This is a genomic window from Ruminococcus sp. AF37-20, assembly GCF_003460465.1.
GTDB classification, from domain to species: domain Bacteria; phylum Bacillota; class Clostridia; order Oscillospirales; family Ruminococcaceae; genus Hominimerdicola; species Hominimerdicola aceti.
In genome coordinates, this window is the sequence record NZ_QTVE01000013.1 from 32723 (window position 1) to 50920 (window position 18198).

The window sequence follows — 18198 nt, forward strand, 5'->3', positions numbered from 1 at the left end:
AATAAAAACATCAAACGGGAGGAGAAAATCCGCCCGTTTTTTGTTGCTGAAAAGGGTAAACAAATGAACAGATTATCATATAAACATAAGATTGACAAGGCTGAATAAATATTGTATAATAGTCGAGTTGACATAAAGACCGTTTTAAAACCATAGATAATTTACAGGAGATAGATATATGTTTGAAACTTTAGTTGACGTTTTTCTTGACGCATTAATAGACAGCCTTAAGATCCTGCCTTTTCTGTTCGGAGTTTATCTGCTTATAGAGTATATAGAACATCGTTCTGCCGACAAGCTTGGAAAGGCTCTTAGAAAAATGGGACCTTTTGGTGCGATAGGAGGAAGCATACTTGGAGCAGTGCCGCAGTGCGGATTTTCCGTTGTAGCTTCCAACCTTTACTCAGGCAGGCTCATCACAATGGGAACTCTCATTTCGGTATACCTTGCCACAAGTGACGAGGCAATACCAATGATGATAGCAAACCCTGCATTTGCCGGCAAGCTTTGGCAGCTTATTCTTATAAAGGTAGCTGTGGCTATAATAGCAGGTGTGCTTGTTGACCTTATCTTAAAGCTTATGGGCAAAAAGCAGGACGAAGAGCCTTTCAAGGAGATATGCGAGGACTGCGACTGCGAACACCACAGTATTTTGCACTCGGCACTTCACCACACTGTAAGCATAATACTTTTTATATTTGCGGTAAACCTTATTCTCGGTGCAGTAATGGAGTTTGCAGGAGAGGACACAGTAAAGACCCTGCTTATGTCTGACAGCATAGTTCAGCCGTTCATAGCAGGAATAATAGGCTTTATCCCGAACTGTGCGGCTTCTGTTGTTCTCACTCAGCTTTATATCGAGGGCGTTGTGAGCTTCGGCTCGCTTATCGCAGGACTTTGCACAGGAGCAGGAGTGGGACTTCTGGTGCTTTTCAAGACCAACAAGCACAACATGAAAGAGAATTTCGCCATAATGGGAATACTTTATGTTTTCGGTGTGGCAGCAGGCTTTGTGGCAAGTCTGTTCTAAAATATGATAGACAGATAAAAGGAGCAATTCGCAATGAACTGCTCCTTTTTGTTTGCAAAAATTCTTCGTATGTATAATGGGTTGTGATAGGCGGGCGACCCACGGTCGCACCTACACTACATCATATCCTCAATAAGATAAGGCAGGCTTATGCGGAAGCAAACGCCGCCTTTTTTCATATCGTTTTCTACCTCTATGCTGCCCTCGGAAAGCTCGATTATCCTTTTTACAAGTGCAAGTCCAAGACCGTTGCCCTCTGTTGCACGGGAGCGGTCGCCCTGATAGAACTTATCAAATATCTTCGCCTTTACGTCAGGGGCTATAGACGGACCGTTGTCCCATATCTCCGCCGAAATATTCTTCTCGCTGCGGAAAAGCTTCACGCTTATCTTTCCGCCCTCCGGGGTGAACTTGATAGCGTTGTTGATGATATTCTGCCATATCTGCGCCATAAGCTCCTCACTGCCCACATACATGATATCCTCAAGGTCGATATCAAGGTCGATTTTTTTCTTCGACCACTCAGGTTCAAGCACAAGAAGTATTTTTCTTATCTGCTCGTCAAGAGAAAATCTTGTCTTTTTGCCCACTGTTTTCTGATTTTCAAGCTTTGTGAGCCTCAAAATATTTGACGAAAGCTTTGAAAGCCGTGATGTTTCGTCGATTATTATCTGCGTGTATTCCTCACGCTCCTGCTCGGTTATATCGTCAGATTGCAGAAGCTTTGCAAAGCCCTGTATGGAAGCCAGAGGCGTTTTGAACTCGTGGGAAACGTTTGAGATAAAATCGCCTCTCAGCGTTTCCGTACCTGCAAGCTCCTCAGCCATTTTGTTAAAGTTCTGCGCAAGTATGCTGTATTCAGGATCAGACGGCTCTCTTACTCTTACCTTAAAATTGCCCTTTGCTATCTCAGCCGCCGCCGCACTAAGATCTCGTATAGGCTGTATAATGCTTCGGCTCATGAACGCTGTTATAATAGTACCGATAACGATACAGACCATAAAAGCTATGATGACAACAAGGTTTACTACCCAGTAAACGCTGTCGCTTGAAAAGCTGTCTATGATAACGAACTTATCATAGACCTGGGAGATTATAGTTGCGTTAGGCACAACACCCTCTGAGGACACATAATATCCCTTATGCACGATATCCGCAAAATGGTCGTGTACTCTTGAATCGTTTTTATCCACCACTGACAGACTATAGGCTGAATTGTTCACAATGGAAACTATCTCGTCAACAGTAAAACCGCCCTTTTCTTCAAGCTGATCCATTGCCATGGAAAGCTCCACCAACTGCTGTTCGGCATTGCTTTTCATTACAGGACTGCACACCATTACAAGCACTGACACCGATATAGAAGCCGACACCAGCATCACAAAGAAAAACATAAGAGTCAGCTTAAACTGCAAACTTGTTTTATTTTTGGTCTTTTTCTTATCCAAACCCCTCACCCCTCAGGCTTATCTATCACTGCTTTTTCACAGCCTTATAGCCAAGTCCACGAACCGTGACAATATCGAATGACTCACAGCTTCCGTAACGCTCTCTCAGCCTTTTAACGTGAACGTCAACAGTACGCTCATCAACGTCCTTATCCATGCCCCAAAGCTCGTCAAGGAGCTGACGGCGTGTGAATATCTTGTCAGGGTAGCTGAGCAGTTTAAAAAGCAGTTTGAACTCCATTTGCGGTATAGTTTCCGCCGCACCGCCGTCAACCGCCACGCTCATAGCGTCATAATCAAGCACGCAGTTTCCCACAGTAAGAGAATGTTCCGACGCCATTTTTGAACGCCTTAAAAGCGCACCCACACGGAGTATCATCTCATTTATATCAATAGGCTTTACCATATAATCGTCTGTGCCGGCAGAAAAGCCCTCCTGCTTGTCCTCGAAGGTCTCCTTTGCGGTGACCATAAGTATAGGCAGGTTGAAATCAGCCTTTCTGAGCTGTCTTGTAAGCTCATAGCCGTCCATATTCGGCATCATTATATCTGAAATTATAAGGTCAATATTCGTTTTTTCAAGAACGTCCAAAGCCTCCAGACCGTCATTTGCAAGAAAAGTCACATAGCCATGCTGTTTAAGTGCGGCAGACATGAGCTTTCTAAGGCTTGCGTCGTCCTCCACCACAAGTATCTGAAACATAAAATATCCTCCCTCGTAAAAAAGAATTCCCCAATAATGACATTATAGCTTATAATTGTGAACTGGTGATTAACATTTATTTTTTTCAAAAAACTCTCCGAAATCCCCTGAAAATTCATATTCGGTTCACACAGAACTGGTATTATATAATCACAGCAGAAGATACAAAAAAAGCTTTGGTAATTGGTAAAACTTAAAGTCAGGTTTTTATCTTCTTTCCCTCTGCGATTCCCCAAGTCGCTGATACATTTCCTCGTCTTTAGGTTTTACCAAATACCAAAGAATCCCTTTCATAATTCTATAAAAATTAATGCTCATTTCAGCCGATGGAAGTGGGTATTAATTTTTTTATTGCTCTTTTAAGACAAGATACGACAAAAAACCGCAGAAGCCATATAAAATGACCTCTGCGGATATTTTTTTGCCTTTATTAGCCGTTAGCTGCAAAGCTTTTCACGAAGCTCAGCCGCCTTTCCAAGAAGCGCACAGATGTAGCTGTCCACATCAGGCTTTGCAAATCCGCCAAGCGCTGAGCCTTTGAGCTTTCGCTGACCTGTTTCTCCGGGGATAACAAAGTTATCACCGTTCTTTTTCTTTTCGATAGCCGACTCCAGCATATAGATCTCGCTTGTTATGGTGTCGATATATTTTAATGTATCAAGCTTATCATAGCCGCCAAAAAAACACGTTTTCAGACTATCCATTATTCTTCCCCCTGCCTTACTGCTGTTTTGCACAGCAATTGTTATCAAAGCCTACAATCTTTATTTGGTTTAATTATATCACAAATACTTAGCTTTGTCAATAGGTTTGAAAATGAATGTTCACATTTAAGTAATTTTATATGAATTTTCGTGGCGTTTTCTGTTGAATCGTTATATATATAAAAAGCAGCCCTTGCAGACTGCGTTTTTACGTTATATAAGTCTTTTGATTATAGTGATGTTGTTGTATCTTGAAAAATACTCAACATTTGAAATAACGATACCAGTGGCAGTGTTCTGGGCGTGTACCATTTTGCCGTCGCCGATATAGATAGCAACGTGGTAAATGCTCGAGATCGACGCTCCGCCAAAGAAGATAACGTCGCCCTTCTTCATGTTGTTATATGAAACTGTAGTGCCGTATAAAGCCTGCGAAGCCGCATAGTGCGGAAGATTTATTCCCACCTGTGCGAACGAGAGCATCACAAGACCCGAACAATCCGTTGCACCAAACTGTGAACCGCCCCATACATACGCTCCGCCCACCATGCTTTTGGCATATGAAACAACAGTGTCTATTTTAGAACCGCTTGAATTATCAGGCTTAGGTGCAGGCGCTGCTGTTGTTGTGGTAGTGGTCTTTTTGCTTGTTTCAGGCTTTGGCTTAGCTGTTTCCTGCGGAGTTGTGGTAGTCTGAACCGTAGTTTCGTCAGGCTTTTCCGTTTGAGCCGGCTTCTTCGTGGTGGTGGTCTTTTCACCGCTGTTACCACTCTTTTTGGTGGTGGTAGTCTTTTTCTTGGTGGTGGTCGCAGTCGTGGTGGTATTCGCCTTTGAGGACACCTCCGAATACTTATTGTCCACCTGCTGTGACTTATTTTCAAGGTCGCTCTTATCGTTCTTTATCTGCTCGATAAGCTTGCCCGACTCCTGCTCCATTTTCAAAAGCTCCGCCTGCTCGCCCGCCAAAGTTTTCTGCTCCTTGGCATATTCCTCAGCCTTTGCTTTGAGCTGTTTTATCTGCTCATCAAGCTCCGCCTTGGTCTTTTCAAGCTTTTTATACTGATCCAAAAGCTCGTTAAGCTCGTCATTATCGTGCTTTGCAACTCTCGTCACAAGCTCTATCCTCATAAGAACGTCATAAAAATCAGATGAATTTATCAGCACGTTTGTGTACGAATTTGCTCCGCCTGCAACATACATTGCACGAATACGCTCCATAAAATCGTCCTTGCCCTCGTTTATTGCAGCTTCCTGCAAGTCAAGGCTGTGCTGAGTGTCAAGCTGTTTGCCGTCAAGCTCTGCCATTTGGTCTTCAAGCTCAGAGGAATATTTCTCTGAATTTGCTATCTTTTTCTGTATGGACTTATATTTTTTCTTTATAGCCTCAAGGTTATCCTGCTCGTCGGCAAGCTTTTTGTCAGCGTCAGCTATCTGCTTATCAAGCTCCTGCTGTTGCTTTTTTAGCTCTTCAAGCTGACTGCTGTATGTATCGTTATCCGCCATTACGACATCTTTCACACTGTTGTCAGAAAAACCAAAGGCGACAAAAGCTATGCACAGAGCCATACAGCCTGTGGCTATTCTTTTCATGGGGTAAATTTTTTTCATAATATCAGTTCTCCAAAATATAAGCGTATTATATATTTCTCACGCTGTAACGTTTATGTAGTCCCTTTTATTATAACGCAAAACCCCGTTCTTGTCAAGAAACCGACCGCTAAAAGCTGTATTTTCGGCATTTTAAGACAATTCGCCACACATATTTTGTGCGTTATTGCACCTATTCTCCTCCGAACATCTCACCCAAGGTCTTTCCTATAAGCTCGCCTGTATACTGTGCCTGAGTGATAGAATTGCCGTGACTTCCCACCTCTATAAGAAGCGAGCCGGTGGTCAAGTCCTGATTATAGTGGCGATAGTCGAAAAGTACAGGCCTTGTAAGCCCCTGCCAATCGCTCTCCAAAGCCGACTGCAAGGCACAGGCAAAGTGAAAATTCTTCATATAGTCAGGCATACCCATAGTGCCGTCATCACACCCTGATATTATCATAAGCTGAGCCGCTTCCCTGCCCTCTATCTCCGCCACAGGTGCAAGCCTTGTGCCGTCCTCACGCTCTATGCCGTCACGGTGAACGTCAAGGCACACCTTTATAGAGGGGTACTCCTCCAATATCTGCTTTACCGCCATACGGCTCGAATCGTAAGACCCGTCATAGCTTGGATAATCATGCACAAGTGTATCGTGGATATACGCAACGCCTGCTTTGTCAAGCTGTTCGCATATCTTGTCCCCTACCGACAGCATATTCATTTCGGGGTCGGTAGTCTTGCAGGAAAAGGAGCTGTCATAATGGTCTTTGTCTGTTGGCTCAAAGCTTTCCGTGGCGTGGGTGTGATAAATAAGTATCTGCGGCTCAGAGGAATTTCCGTCTATTTGAAAATCATACGGCTTTGAGCTTTCCTCGTAAAGCTCATCATTTGAAAGCTCCGTGCAGTTTCTTACCTGACCGCCGCCGTCAAGATCGAAATACTGCTCGCCGTCATATCTGCCGTAGGTGTATTTTTCTATAACACCGTCATTTCCCTCCATGCTTGCAGGATATGGTATCTTGTCAGTCACGTCCTGTGCAGGCAAAGGACTTGGCACTTCTGCGCTTACAGAGGGCGTTTGCTTCTCCTGTGGTGCCATATCCATATCCCATATGCTGTGCTTTGACACCACCGCTGCTTCAAGCTTGTTTGATACCACAGGCTTTGATGCCGTGTCCGTTTCACTTTCCATAGCGAAACAAGGCTTGTATTCTCCCATAGCCACCCCTGCCGCCACAGCCGCCACCCTGCTGAACCTGCTTGCAGATCTTGCATAAAGCCATATCCCCGTGGGCATAACGAACGCCACAATTATAACTGCAACACAACGCAGGCAAACTTTCTTTATATCCAATGCTGTCACTCCCATGTACATCTTAGTATTATAATGTATATGCAGGACGAGCCGTCATATTACCTGCCCAGCTTCACCTTAACAGGCTTGCCCACTGTCATAGAGTCATGGGTCACGTTGCAGTCATAGCATAGTATCTTCACGCCCTTTCGGGAAGCTTTCTCCAAAGCCTCTCCGAACTCAGGGTGAGTGTCATAATTTGGAGTGAAATATTTCACATCGCTCATCTGAACGAGTATCATTATATAAGCCTCATACCCCTCGTCAAGGCAGTGAGAAAGCTCCTCTATATGCTTCACCCCACGGAGGGTAGGAGCGTCAGGAAAAAGCACAACTCCGTCCTTCTCCAGCGTACAGCCCTTGACTTCCATGAAAATTTTTCTGTCCTGCGACTCTAAGTAAAAATCAAAGCGTGAATTGCCGTATTTCTTTTCGGGATAGACCGAGAAGCCCTCGCCAAAAGGCATTTTTTCTCTCAGCCACTCCCCTACCGCCTTATTGGGGGCTTGGCTGTCCATGTTTATGAGCCTGTCACCTTTTTCCACTGCAACAAGGTCAAAAGCGGTCTTTCTTGACGCACTGTCTGAATGTTCAAGCCAAACAGTACACCCCTCGATCAAAAGCTCTTTGCATCTGCCCGTATTTTTCACATGGCAGACCTCGGCTTTACCGTCTATCTCAACGTTGGCGATAAACCTGTTCGGTCTTGATAGAAATTTGCCTTTATGTATATTATCGTATCTCATAATTCGCTCCTTTTATTCTTACTATTCACATTATACCACAAATATGTTTGATTATAAATACCTAAATCATGCTTTCTTAGCTTTGCTGATTTGTGGTTCGATACGAAAAGGGAAAAATATTTCACAAAATCTATTGACGTTATTTGTGAAATGTGTTATAGTTTTGAGTATAGGTTATATAACTATAATAATTTATTAAAATTTCAGAAAGAGGTATTTATATGAAAAAAATAACTGCACTTCTCGTTTCACTTATAATGTCATGCGCAGTAATGGCAGGCTGTTCTGACAGCAGTTCTTCAAGCTCATCAAAAGCAGACAGCACATCAAAGGCAGAAACAAGCGCAGCCGCTGACGAGTCAACCGCTTCAGAAGCAGGCACAGCCACAGATCTCGAGGATACTCTCACAGCGCAGTATACAAAGAAGATACAGGGCGAGAGCCTTGCTATCGACATGACAGTGGCAAGCGAATATGACAATTCATCAGCCGTTGTTGAGATAGCAGGCGGCAATATGCACATGAAAATGAAAGTTATGGGCGTGGATATGGACATCTATAGTATCGACGGCGTTATGTACACACTTGACAGCGAGTCAAAAACGTATTACACTGTTGATATGGAAGAATCTATCGACGACTTCAAGAGCGAGATAGGCTACGGCATTAACGACAGCTACAAGTTCATAAGCTCTGAAACAACTGACGACGGTCTTATCTGCGAAACTTTTGAAAAAGCAGAAGATTCGGGCATTGAGCTTGAATCAGGCGTAACTCTCGACACAAGCAATTCTGACGATAATTCTTTCACAACAACATTCAAGTATTACTTCAATGCTGACACAAAGGATCTGGTTAAGATAGAAACTATTTCTGACGGCTCAACGACTACTGTTACAGTAAACTCATTCACAACTGAAAACGTTGAAGTCAAGCTCCCTGACGATTTTGACAGTTGGACAGAGCAGTCTTTCGATATGAGCACTGACGATATCCCTTATGACGCTGAACTCGATGTTGAGTCAGGCGCTGAGTCAGCCGAGTAATTCTTGTCATTTTTCGGAGGCAAAATATTATGAACAAGAAAATGGTAACTATTATTGCAGCTTTGGCAATGTGTACAGCAATGGCAGGCTGCACTGAGAACGATACTGCAAGCTCTTCAAAGGCTGAAACAACTACTACAACAACGGCTGCCGCAGAGTCTGCCGCTCCTGCTGAAAGCACAGCAGACGAAAGCACAGCTGACAGCACTTCCACAAACGCAGGCACAACAGATTATGACGTTGACGGCGATTTCAGAGCATTTGAGCAGCTCAAAGAAAAATATGCAGACGGCTACCTCGTTACACTTGAGGGGCAGATGTCAAACAGCGGAACAAAATATACTATCTGCGTAAAGGATGGCAAGGCTTACGAGTCAAGCACCATACAGGGCATGAAGTCATATGCTGTTTACCCAGGCGACGGCAAGAAGTATAACGTTTCTGAGGCAACAACTACTTACTCGGTAAATGAAGCTGACGAGAACGCTTGGAAGGACTCTGACATTCTTTTCGGTGCGGCTCTCGATTTCGACCACGCATATGTTGACGCAAGCACAAATGTTGTTCACGAATACTATAAGCTCGACAGTGCCGTTGCAGGTGCTGAGGGTCAGATAGTTTACAGTTTTGACGGCGCTACATATGACCTTCAGCAGATAGTTCTGCTCCCAGAGGGTGCTGACGAATCAAATGCAGTTTATTTCACTGTAGATTCCATAGGCGAAGCGGACGACAGCCTGCTTGCCGTTCCAGACCTTTCTGCTTATACAGAAGAATAATTATATCGGATATTTTTCCAACATTGGGCGGACAGACCACTGCGGTCTGCCCGCTTTTTGCATTTTCAGCAAAGCGTTGTGCAATATGACGGAAAAGAAGTTCAAATATTTTTGAAATTTGTGAGAAAAATAGTCTTAAACCCCTTGACAAAATTGTCAAAAGGGTATAAACTATACTTAGCACTCGAGAAGAAAGAGTGCTAACACTTAAATACAATAAGTGCTAACAAGAAGAACGGGTGGTGAGCAAATGGACGACCGCAAGCTGAAAATACTTTCAGCGGTAGTCAATGAATATATCGTAACAGGCGAGCCTGTAGGCTCAAAGGCGATAATGGCTCACGTCAAAGCGTCCTCAGCGACCATAAGAAATGAAATGGCAGAGCTTGAGAAGCAAGGCTATCTCGAACAGCCACACACCTCCGCAGGCAGGATACCAACATATAAGGGCTACAGGCTTTATGTTGACCAGCTCATGGAACAAAACCAGCTTACAGCAAATGAAAAGAAGATGCTGGATTCAATGATACCGCAGGAATATGTCACAGAGGAAGATCTTGTGAACAAGGCTTCAATGGCATTGGCGGATCTTACGAAATGTGCGGCAGTGGTCGCAAACGCAACGCCAAAGTTCTCCCTTATCTCAAAGGTAGAGGTAATACCTGCAGGAAAGAGAATGTACGTTATTTTGATGATAACGTCCAACGGCTCTATTAAGAATAAGGTTTGCCGATTGGAGTTCGACCTCAGTCAGGATCAGCTTGAGTTTTTTGATAACTTCGTAAAGGAAAATCTCAACGGCGTGCCTATCGACAGTCTTTCGGACGCTTATCTTGAAAAGCTCACAGAAGCAATGGGAACGTACATGATGACCCTTTCACCGCTTGTTTCCGAGATAATGAAGATGACAAAGGAAATGAGCAGCGTGTCTATCAAAGGTCAGAGTAATCTTCTCACCTGCAAGGACTTCAACCAAAATGAGATAATAAGCTTTCTCGATAATCAGAAGGAGCTTAAAGGATTTATAGACGAAACGTTCTCAGGGCTTCACGTTATGTTCTCCCCTGAGCGTGACGGATTTGTTATCCACAACTCCTCTATTATAACAGCTCCGTTCTCAAAGGACGGCAAAACAGCAGGTGCGCTGGGGCTTATAGGACCTATGAGGCTCGACTATGCGAAGTTTATCCCATATCTCGAGTATTTCACAGGAAAGATATCGGAAATGATATCCGAAAAGCCACAAGAGCAAAACAAAGAAGATGACGAAAATGAATAAAAAGAAAGGCAGGCGGCGTAAATTGAGTAAGGAAACTGAAAAGGACACCGAGCTTGAAAAAGAGGAAAACACCTCTGCTGAAAGCGAAGAAGTGAAAGAAGCGGCGGATACCGCAGAAAATGCCACTGAGGATACAGAGAAAAAGGCGGAGGAGAGCGAAACAGAAAAGCTGAAAAAAGAGCTTGCCGAAGCAAATGACAAGTATCTCAGACTTATGGCTGAATATGATAATTTCAGAAAAAGAAGCGCAAAGGAAAGACTGGAGCTTACAGACACAGCAAAGGGAAATGTGATAAACGGCTTCCTACCGGTGTTTGACAACTTTGAAAGAGCGTTAGGCACAGAAACTCAGGACGCAGTTTATAAACAGGGTGTTGAAATGATCTTCAATCAGTTCAGTGACGCTCTGAAAAAACTCAACGTTGAGGTCATGGAGCTTGCAGGCAAGGAATTTGACCCGAACGTTGCAACGGCTGTAAGCACAGTTGACGACCCTGACCTCGGTGAAAATATTGTGGCGCAGGTTCTCCAAAACGGCTACACCATAGGCGGCAAGGTCATAAGACACGCAATGGTAATAGTCGCAAACCCATAAACAAAGACATCGGGACTAAAGGTCTTGATATAAATTAAGTAAATTTTGAAAGGACTTGATCTTATGAGCAAAATCATCGGTATAGATTTAGGTACAACAAACTCTTGTGTAGCAGTTATGGAGGGCGGCGAAGCCGTTGTTATCCCTAACAGCGAGGGTGCAAGAACAACTCCGTCAGTAGTTGGCGTTTCAAAGAACGGCGACAGACTTATCGGTCAGGTAGCAAAAAGACAGGCTGTTACAAACTATGACAACACTGTAATTTCTATCAAGAGACATATGGGCTCTGACTACAAGGCTCACATGGGCGGCAAGGATTACACTCCACAGGAGATCTCAGCTATGATACTTCAGAAGCTGAAAGCTGACGCAGAAGCTTATCTGGGTGAAAAGGTAACAGAAGCCGTTATCACAGTTCCTGCTTACTTCACAGACGCACAAAGACAGGCTACTAAGGACGCAGGTCAGATCGCAGGTCTGACAGTAAAGAGAATAATCAACGAGCCAACAGCCGCTGCACTTTCTTACGGAATCGATAAGGAAGACGATCAGAAGGTCATGGTTTACGACCTGGGCGGCGGTACATTCGATGTATCTATCATCGAAATGGGCGACGGTGTTACAGAGGTTCTTGCTACAGCAGGTAACAACCACCTTGGCGGTGACGACTTCGACCAGAGAATTATCGACTGGATGATCGCAGAGTTCAAGAAGACTGAGGGTGTTGACCTCTCAGGGGATAAAATGGCAATGCAGAGACTTAAGGAAGCTGCTGAGAAGGCTAAGATAGAGCTTTCTTCTACTGCTTCATCAACTATCTCTCTCCCATTCATCACAGCAGACGCTACAGGTCCAAAGCATCTTGAAATGACACTTACACAGGCTAAATTCAACGAAATGACAGCAGACCTTGTTGAGTCAACAATGGGACCGGTTCGTCAGGCACTTTCAGATTCTGGTCTGTCAGCTAACGACCTCCAGAAAGTCCTTATGGTCGGCGGTTCTTCAAGAATACCAGCCGTTCAGGAAGCTGTTAAGAAATTCCTTGGCAAAGAGCCATTCAAGGGCATCAACCCGGATGAGTGCGTAGCACTTGGCGCTGCATATCAGGGCGGCGTACTTGCAGGCGACGTTAAGGACGGTCTGCTCCTCCTCGATGTAACTCCACTGTCACTTGGTCTTGAAACAATGGGCGGTATCTGCACAAAGATCATCGAGAGAAATACAACTATCCCTACAAAGAAGTCACAGATATTCTCAACTGCCGCTGATAATCAGTCAGCCGTTGATATCAACGTACTTCAGGGTGAGCGTGAGTTTGCTAAGGACAACAAACAGCTCGGTATGTTCAGACTTGACGGAATCGCTCCTGCTCCAAGAGGTGTTCCACAGATCGAGGTAACATTCGATATTGACGCTAACGGTATCGTACACGTTTCCGCTAAGGATCTTGGCACAGGCAAGGAGCAGAACATCACGATCACTTCTTCAACAAATATGTCTAAGGACGATATAGATAAGGCTGTCAAGGAAGCTGAGGCATTCGCAGCAGAGGATGCTAAGAAGAAAGAGGACGTTGACGCAAGAAACGCTGCTGACCAGCTTTGCTTCCAGGCTGAAAAGTCACTGGGCGAGTTCGGCGACAAGGTAGACGCTGCTGACAAGTCAGCTTGTCAGGCTAAGATAGACGCTCTTAAGGAAGCCCTCAAGGGTACTGATATCGAGGCTATCAAGGCTAAGCACAAGGAGCTTGAGGAAACATTCCAGGGCGTTGCAACTAAGGTATATCAGCAGGCTGCACAGGCACAGCAGGCAGCAGGCGGTGCCGCAGGCTTTGACCCTAACAACATGGGCGGAGCAAATGGCGGCAGCAACGGCGGCGCTTCAAACAACGGCGGCGACGATGTTATAGACGCTGAATTTACTGACGCAGAATAAATCATAACGGCTGCCTCTGCTCCGATTTTCCGAGCAGGGGCTATTGCCGTATTAAAAGGCTGTGTGAAAAGCGTGAAAGGACTATACTTACAAAAAGGAGGCAAGCCCATGCCCCAAGACTTTCACGATCTGCAGCTTACAGAGCATGGGCGTTTATATGGCTGAAAAAAGAGATTACTATGAAGTGCTTGGCGTTTCTAAAACTGCCACAGACGATGAATTAAAAAAGGCATTCCGTAAGCTTGCAAAGCAGTATCACCCTGACCTTCACCCCGGCGACAAAGAGTGCGAGGAAAAGTTCAAGGAAGTAAATGAAGCTTATGAGGTGCTTTCAGATAAAGATAAAAGAGCAAGATATGACCAGTTTGGTCATGCAGGAGTTGACCCGAACTACGGCGCAGGAGGCGGAGCAGGTGCAGGCGGCTTCGGTGGATTTGGCGACATGGGCGATATTTTCGATTCCATTTTCGGTGGATTTGGCGGTGGCTTCGGTGGCGGACGTTCTGCTAACCCTAACGCACCAAGACGTGGCGAGGATATAAGAGCGAACGTTGTTCTTGACTTCATGGAAGCCTGCAAGGGCAAGACTGTGAAAATTCGCATAAACAGAGCCGAAAAATGTCCTGACTGTCACGGCACAGGCGCAGCCGCAGGTTCTTCGCCTAAGACCTGTCCTGACTGCCACGGCACCGGTACAGTAAGGATAACACAGAGAACGCCTTTCGGAAACATCGCTCAGACCACGACTTGCAGTCGCTGTGGCGGTAAGGGTCAGATAATCGACAACCCTTGCCATACCTGCAATGGTCAAGGCAGAGTAAAGAAGGTATCTGAAAAGGAGATAAACGTTCCTGCTGGCATCGACGATGGTCAGACGCTTAGAGTAGGCGGTGAGGGCAACTGCGGTATAAACGGGGGTCCTAACGGCGACCTGCACATCAACATTACAGTTCGACCTGACCCTATTTTCGAGCGTGACGGCTATGACGTGTGGACAGAGATACCGCTTACTTATGCACAGGCTACTCTCGGTGACGAGATAACAGTTCCTACAGTTGACGGCAAGGTAAAATACACAGTGCCGGAGGGTACACAGACAGGCACAGTGTTCCGCCTGAGAGGCAAGGGCATAAAGAAGGTAAACAGAAACGACCACGGCGACCACTACGTTCGTGTAACAGTTGAAGTTCCACGCAATCTGACCAAAGAGCAGAAAGAAAAGCTCCGTGACTACGAAAAGTCCCTCGGTGAAAAGAACTACGCAAAGCGCAAAACATTCTTTGACAAGCTCAAAGACAAATTCAAATAACAAAAAGGAGAACGGCACAAGCTGTTCTCCCTTTTTTGTTTGCAATAAAAAAATGCCGCAGGAAGACCCACGGCAATTATCATCTTATCAAGCCATACCTGTGTGCTTTTTGATAGCCGCAAAGGACTCCGCACTGATAACGTGTTCCATACGGCAAGCGTCCTCTACTGCAACTTTCTCGTCAACACCAAGCTTTATGAGCCACTGTGAAAGCAACGTATGACGCTCATACATTTTCTCGGCTATCTCCAAGCCCTTGTCTGTCAAACGAATATAACCGTCCTTGTCGACAGTTATATAGCCGTTCTCACGGAGATTTTTCATTGCCACACTTACGCTCGGCTTTGAAAACTCAAGTTCGTTTACTATATCTATGCTTCTTACCTCGCCTTTGCCCTTGCGCTGGCTGAGAATAAGTATCGTTTCGAGATAATTTTCAGCTGATTCTCTTATCTGCATTATAACGTCCCTCCCTAGAACAAGTTTGTCATCAGGTCATCACGACTATTATATCACATTTCAAACCGCATTTCAAGTGCAAGCACGCTTTTTCAGCGATTTCGATAAACTTTACATCAATGAATTGTGTTGATATACAAAGGCACTGCTCACAAAAAGCAGTGCCTTTAAAGCTGTCTGTTATTTACTGTATACCGCACTCGTCATAGTCTTTCCACTTTTCGGCATACTCCTTATCCTCAAAATATTTGTATACAAAAAGTGCAGTTGACGCAACAACAAGTATCATCGCACCCATTAAAGTCCAGAACGACTTCCTTCTTGAATAGTTTGACATAACAAAACTTCCTTTCTTTCGCAATAGCATACAAAAACTTGCGGCTATCGCTCATAGCTTTGTTATAATTATACTACACAATGCTCTTTCTGTCAATTATTTTCACAGGATTTTCAGATATATTTTTCCGAGTAAAAGTGCAGAAATTCCTCAAGGCAAAGCCCTCCTGCGGCAATGATACGAGCGGCTTCAACGCCCACATAACGATAATGCCACGGCTCAAAATCAATGCCGGTCATCTGCTCTTTAAGGCGAGGATAGCGAAGGATAAAGCCGAAATCTGCGGCATTTGCACAAAGCCACCGTGATTCAGGCGTCTTGTAAAAATCCTCGCTCACATCATTGTCACCCTCTCTGCCGAGATCCACAGCAAGCCCTGTGTTGTGTTCGCTTGACCCTGGGAGAGCGAGAGTTCTGCCCACCTTTTCCACAGCCTTTTCATAACTCAGACCGCCCCACATTTCGTGAGATACTTCACGCTCCCAAAGCATCTGCTGATATTCAAAAGAGCGATAGGCGGAAATAATTTTCAGCTTTATGCCGTCAGCTTCCGCCTTTTTGAGCAGAAGCCTGAGCCTGCTTCCTGCCTGAGATTCCATAAACTTGCCGTTTACCTCCGTCAACTCCACACGATCGCAAAATCCCATATCTATGGGATTGAATTTATCCACAAGCATAAGATAATCCATATACTGACCTCCTTGTCCTGATGGGGAGAAATGTTTTAACTTAGTATATGCAGATGTGTGTGGAGAGTATACACGGCGAAGCTAAATGAGGAGTGAGGAGTGAGGAGTGAGGAGTGAGGAATTAGGAATGAGGAATTAGGAATTAGCATAGCTGACCAAAGTTGTGTACAAGCACCGAGCGAAGCGACTTTGCGGCATGGCAAACTCTCCCGAATATCCGCTTGTATTCAGAATTTGCATAATTTCAGCATTGTAGGGGCTGGCGCCCTCGACAGCCCGATATTTCTCGCCTGTTGAATTGTTGAAAAATATCGCACAATGTCACCCCAAAATAATTTGGCATTAAGGATATGGCAACCACAGCATCGCTCCCCTACACATTTCAAAAAGCGGTGCAAAATTACATCATTTCACAAATTGCAACGTAAAATAGCCGTCACGGCCAGTGACCTATATCCAGCACCCGTCAACTCTGACGACCTGCCCGTGAATGTAATCTGCTCCCTCTCCACTGAGAAAACGCACAACATTCGCCACATCTCTCGGCTTGCCTATCCTGCCTGCCGGTATATCATCAACTATCACACGAACATCTTCCTCGGTCAGCTCGCCGTTCATTTTCGTGTCTATCATTCCGCAGGATACGCAGTTCACCCTTATACCGCTTATGGCAACTTCCCTCGCCAACGCCTTCGTAAATCCTATAAGCCCAGCCTTTGCCGCCGAGTATGCAACCTCGCAGGAAGCTCCCTTTTCGCCCCATACGGAGGTTATATTTATCACATTTCCACTGTGTTCCCTTATCATCTCAGGAAGCACCGCCCTGCTCATACGCATTGCGCCAAGCAGATTCACGTTCATCATCTCCCATAGCTTCTCGTCCGTCATGTCAGTAAAAAGCTCTATATCCGCTGTGCCTGCGTTGTTTACAAGAAGCGTAACAAAGCCCAAACTGTCCCTGACTTCCGCCACGCATTTATCTATACTGTCCTTGTCGCCAATGTCGCAGTAAAAAACCTCTGCACATAAGCCACGCTCTTTAAGCTCAGATACCAACGCTTCCGCCGCCGCCCTGCCATTCTTGTAGCATACAGCCACCTGCCAGCCGTCCTCAGCAAGCACCCTGCATATCTCCGAACCTATCCCACCGGAGCCACCTGTTACCAATGCTGTCTTTTTCATAAAAATACCCCCCGCAGATCATGATATACTGTAATTATATCACACCTGCGGAGGTTTTTCAACGGCTACTTTTCGTTCTCGTCTACCCATTTTCTCGCCCAGCCTGCATTCTGCTCCTGACGATTGTATACTCTGCCGTTTGGCGCAGTGTAATTATCCGTCACAACATATTCCTGTCCTGCCGAGATAACGTCATGGGGCTTGTATACCTTTGTTCCGTCTGAAGCCTGCGGGAAACGGCTCTTGTCACGCTTTTTCATGGCTATCACTCTCCTTTTTATGTTATTATCCTGCCCAAAGCTTTTGTGATTATCAGATGAAAAATCTGCATAACAGTTGAAAATATAACGATAACGTGATATAATCATTTTATACTATTTTTTATCGGGAGTATTAAAATGGAAAAATACAACAAACAAAAAGCTATACTCACCGCACTGCTGAAATGGGTGGAAACAGAGTTCTTCGGAATTTTTGTATTTCTCTTTTTTATCGCAGTTGCAAAGCCTTTCGGTGCATTGGCAAATATAATTTTCGGTCTTACAGGACTTCTCACAGTGGTCTGCCTTATGGCTGACTTTGGTCTGAAACAGGGAGAGGAAGCCAGAAATAAGGTCACATTCCACGGTGAAAAGGATTGCCCTAACTATGGCTTCACCCTTGGTCTTATTGCAAGCATACCATGCTACATAACAATGATACTGCTGATGATATCCAAAGTCAGCGGTTCGTTCAATTTCATGCCTGCCTATAAGCTTCTCGACGCCTGCTTCTATCCTCTTATAGACTGGGCTGCCCACTCTGCTGACGTCAAGGATATGTCGCCGTTCGTATTTATTATGACTGCAATATTCCCTCTGCTTTATCCTTTCTCAACGTGGATAGGCTTCAAAATATCCTACAAACAGATAGACGTAAAAGAGCGTGTGGTCTACAAGCACAAATAAAATCAAGCCTGCCGTATCAGTCCGATACGACAGGCTTTTATCTTTTGCATCAAGCGAACTCAG

The 18198-nt window shown here is 44.9% G+C and carries 19 protein-coding genes; 8 read left to right on the forward strand and 11 right to left on the reverse strand.

Going from position 1 to position 18198, the window contains the following annotated elements:
• The first annotated feature begins 178 nt into the window (after positions 1-178).
• Positions 179-1030: a putative manganese transporter gene (locus DW015_RS09335; RefSeq protein WP_022287705.1), complete on the forward strand. Its 852-nt coding sequence runs from the start codon at positions 179-181 to the stop codon at positions 1028-1030.
• A 116-nt stretch (positions 1031-1146) separates the two neighbouring features.
• On the opposite strand, the gene DW015_RS09340 is transcribed toward DW015_RS09335, so the two are convergent.
• From DW015_RS09340 to sfsA, 6 genes are all read right to left on the reverse strand, one after another.
• On the reverse strand, positions 1147-2478 hold the full coding sequence (locus DW015_RS09340; protein ID WP_242989586.1) for a sensor histidine kinase: 1332 nt from the start codon (positions 2476-2478) through the stop codon (positions 1147-1149).
• 25 nt (positions 2479-2503) lie between these two features.
• Positions 2504-3181: a response regulator transcription factor gene (locus tag DW015_RS09345; protein WP_022287707.1), complete on the reverse strand. Its 678-nt coding sequence runs from the start codon at positions 3179-3181 to the stop codon at positions 2504-2506.
• A gap of 437 nt (positions 3182-3618) precedes the next feature.
• On the reverse strand, positions 3619-3885 hold the full coding sequence (locus DW015_RS09350) for a hypothetical protein (protein ID WP_022287708.1): 267 nt from the start codon (positions 3883-3885) through the stop codon (positions 3619-3621).
• A gap of 213 nt (positions 3886-4098) precedes the next feature.
• Positions 4099-5493, reverse strand: a complete 1395-nt coding sequence (locus DW015_RS09355) for a C40 family peptidase (protein ID WP_117905443.1) — start codon at positions 5491-5493, stop codon at positions 4099-4101.
• A 172-nt stretch (positions 5494-5665) separates the two neighbouring features.
• Positions 5666-6829, reverse strand: a complete 1164-nt coding sequence (locus DW015_RS09360) for a stage II sporulation protein P (protein ID WP_117905444.1) — start codon at positions 6827-6829, stop codon at positions 5666-5668.
• 59 nt (positions 6830-6888) lie between these two features.
• Positions 6889-7575 carry a DNA/RNA nuclease SfsA gene (gene sfsA, locus DW015_RS09365; RefSeq protein WP_117905445.1) on the reverse strand — a complete coding sequence of 229 codons (687 nt, stop codon included), beginning with the start codon at positions 7573-7575 and terminating at the stop codon, positions 6889-6891.
• 221 nt (positions 7576-7796) lie between these two features.
• On the opposite strand from sfsA, the gene DW015_RS09370 reads away from it, so the two are divergent.
• The 6 genes from DW015_RS09370 to dnaJ all read left to right on the forward strand — a co-directional run bounded on the left by DW015_RS09370 (position 7797) and on the right by dnaJ (position 14521).
• Positions 7797-8621: a hypothetical protein gene (locus DW015_RS09370; protein WP_117905446.1), complete on the forward strand. Its 825-nt coding sequence runs from the start codon at positions 7797-7799 to the stop codon at positions 8619-8621.
• A 29-nt stretch (positions 8622-8650) separates the two neighbouring features.
• Entirely contained in the window at positions 8651-9400 is a 750-nt protein-coding gene (locus DW015_RS09375; RefSeq protein ID WP_117905447.1) for a hypothetical protein, read from the forward strand.
• A gap of 250 nt (positions 9401-9650) precedes the next feature.
• Positions 9651-10679, forward strand: coding sequence for a heat-inducible transcriptional repressor HrcA (hrcA, locus tag DW015_RS09380; RefSeq protein ID WP_117905448.1), 1029 nt, complete (start codon positions 9651-9653; stop codon positions 10677-10679).
• Positions 10672-11274: a nucleotide exchange factor GrpE gene (gene grpE, locus DW015_RS09385; protein ID WP_117857895.1), complete on the forward strand. Its 603-nt coding sequence runs from the start codon at positions 10672-10674 to the stop codon at positions 11272-11274. Before hrcA ends, grpE begins: the two co-directional genes overlap by 8 nt.
• Positions 11275-11337: 63 nt before the next feature.
• Positions 11338-13212 (forward strand): molecular chaperone DnaK, encoded by a 1875-nt coding sequence (gene dnaK / locus DW015_RS09390; RefSeq protein WP_117905449.1) that lies wholly within the window; start codon positions 11338-11340, stop codon positions 13210-13212.
• Between the two features lie 157 nt (positions 13213-13369).
• Positions 13370-14521, forward strand: coding sequence for a molecular chaperone DnaJ (gene dnaJ, locus DW015_RS09395; RefSeq protein ID WP_041337735.1), 1152 nt, complete (start codon positions 13370-13372; stop codon positions 14519-14521).
• Between the two features lie 87 nt (positions 14522-14608).
• Here dnaJ and DW015_RS09400 read toward each other — a convergent pair whose 3' ends face one another.
• The 5 genes from DW015_RS09400 to DW015_RS09420 all read right to left on the reverse strand — a co-directional run bounded on the left by DW015_RS09400 (position 14609) and on the right by DW015_RS09420 (position 17448).
• Positions 14609-14980 (reverse strand): metal-dependent transcriptional regulator, encoded by a 372-nt coding sequence (locus DW015_RS09400; RefSeq protein ID WP_022287718.1) that lies wholly within the window; start codon positions 14978-14980, stop codon positions 14609-14611.
• 184 nt (positions 14981-15164) lie between these two features.
• A complete protein-coding gene (locus tag DW015_RS09405) occupies positions 15165-15317 on the reverse strand; it encodes a hypothetical protein (RefSeq protein WP_242993261.1) in 153 nt (50 codons plus the stop codon).
• A 113-nt stretch (positions 15318-15430) separates the two neighbouring features.
• A complete protein-coding gene (locus tag DW015_RS09410) occupies positions 15431-16006 on the reverse strand; it encodes a M15 family metallopeptidase (protein WP_117905451.1) in 576 nt (191 codons plus the stop codon).
• A gap of 450 nt (positions 16007-16456) precedes the next feature.
• Positions 16457-17188 carry a 3-oxoacyl-ACP reductase FabG gene (fabG, locus tag DW015_RS09415; RefSeq protein ID WP_117905452.1) on the reverse strand — a complete coding sequence of 244 codons (732 nt, stop codon included), beginning with the start codon at positions 17186-17188 and terminating at the stop codon, positions 16457-16459.
• A gap of 65 nt (positions 17189-17253) precedes the next feature.
• Complete coding sequence (locus tag DW015_RS09420; protein WP_022287722.1) at positions 17254-17448, reverse strand: hypothetical protein; 195 nt, start codon at positions 17446-17448, stop codon at positions 17254-17256.
• A 138-nt stretch (positions 17449-17586) separates the two neighbouring features.
• On the opposite strand from DW015_RS09420, the gene DW015_RS09425 reads away from it, so the two are divergent.
• Positions 17587-18135, forward strand: a complete 549-nt coding sequence (locus DW015_RS09425; RefSeq protein ID WP_117905453.1) for a hypothetical protein — start codon at positions 17587-17589, stop codon at positions 18133-18135.
• Positions 18136-18198: the final 63 nt, after the last annotated feature.

Coding starts and splice junctions, on each gene's coding strand:
- DW015_RS09335 (WP_022287705.1), top strand. CDS start 179: ATGTTTGAAACTTTAGTTGACGTTTTTCTTGACGCATTAATAGACAGC.
- DW015_RS09345 (WP_022287707.1), bottom strand. CDS start 3,181: ATGTTTCAGATACTTGTGGTGGAGGACGACGCAAGCCTTAGAAAGCTC.
- DW015_RS09350 (WP_022287708.1), bottom strand. CDS start 3,885: ATGGATAGTCTGAAAACGTGTTTTTTTGGCGGCTATGATAAGCTTGAT.
- DW015_RS09355 (WP_117905443.1), bottom strand. CDS start 5,493: ATGAAAAAAATTTACCCCATGAAAAGAATAGCCACAGGCTGTATGGCT.
- sfsA (WP_117905445.1), bottom strand. CDS start 7,575: ATGAGATACGATAATATACATAAAGGCAAATTTCTATCAAGACCGAAC.
- DW015_RS09370 (WP_117905446.1), top strand. CDS start 7,797: ATGAAAAAAATAACTGCACTTCTCGTTTCACTTATAATGTCATGCGCA.
- DW015_RS09375 (WP_117905447.1), top strand. CDS start 8,651: ATGAACAAGAAAATGGTAACTATTATTGCAGCTTTGGCAATGTGTACA.
- hrcA (WP_117905448.1), top strand. CDS start 9,651: ATGGACGACCGCAAGCTGAAAATACTTTCAGCGGTAGTCAATGAATAT.
- grpE (WP_117857895.1), top strand. CDS start 10,672: ATGAATAAAAAGAAAGGCAGGCGGCGTAAATTGAGTAAGGAAACTGAA.
- dnaK (WP_117905449.1), top strand. CDS start 11,338: ATGAGCAAAATCATCGGTATAGATTTAGGTACAACAAACTCTTGTGTA.
- dnaJ (WP_041337735.1), top strand. CDS start 13,370: ATGGCTGAAAAAAGAGATTACTATGAAGTGCTTGGCGTTTCTAAAACT.
- DW015_RS09400 (WP_022287718.1), bottom strand. CDS start 14,980: ATGCAGATAAGAGAATCAGCTGAAAATTATCTCGAAACGATACTTATT.
- DW015_RS09405 (WP_242993261.1), bottom strand. CDS start 15,317: ATGTCAAACTATTCAAGAAGGAAGTCGTTCTGGACTTTAATGGGTGCG.
- DW015_RS09410 (WP_117905451.1), bottom strand. CDS start 16,006: ATGGATTATCTTATGCTTGTGGATAAATTCAATCCCATAGATATGGGA.
- fabG (WP_117905452.1), bottom strand. CDS start 17,188: ATGAAAAAGACAGCATTGGTAACAGGTGGCTCCGGTGGGATAGGTTCG.
- DW015_RS09420 (WP_022287722.1), bottom strand. CDS start 17,448: ATGAAAAAGCGTGACAAGAGCCGTTTCCCGCAGGCTTCAGACGGAACA.
- DW015_RS09425 (WP_117905453.1), top strand. CDS start 17,587: ATGGAAAAATACAACAAACAAAAAGCTATACTCACCGCACTGCTGAAA.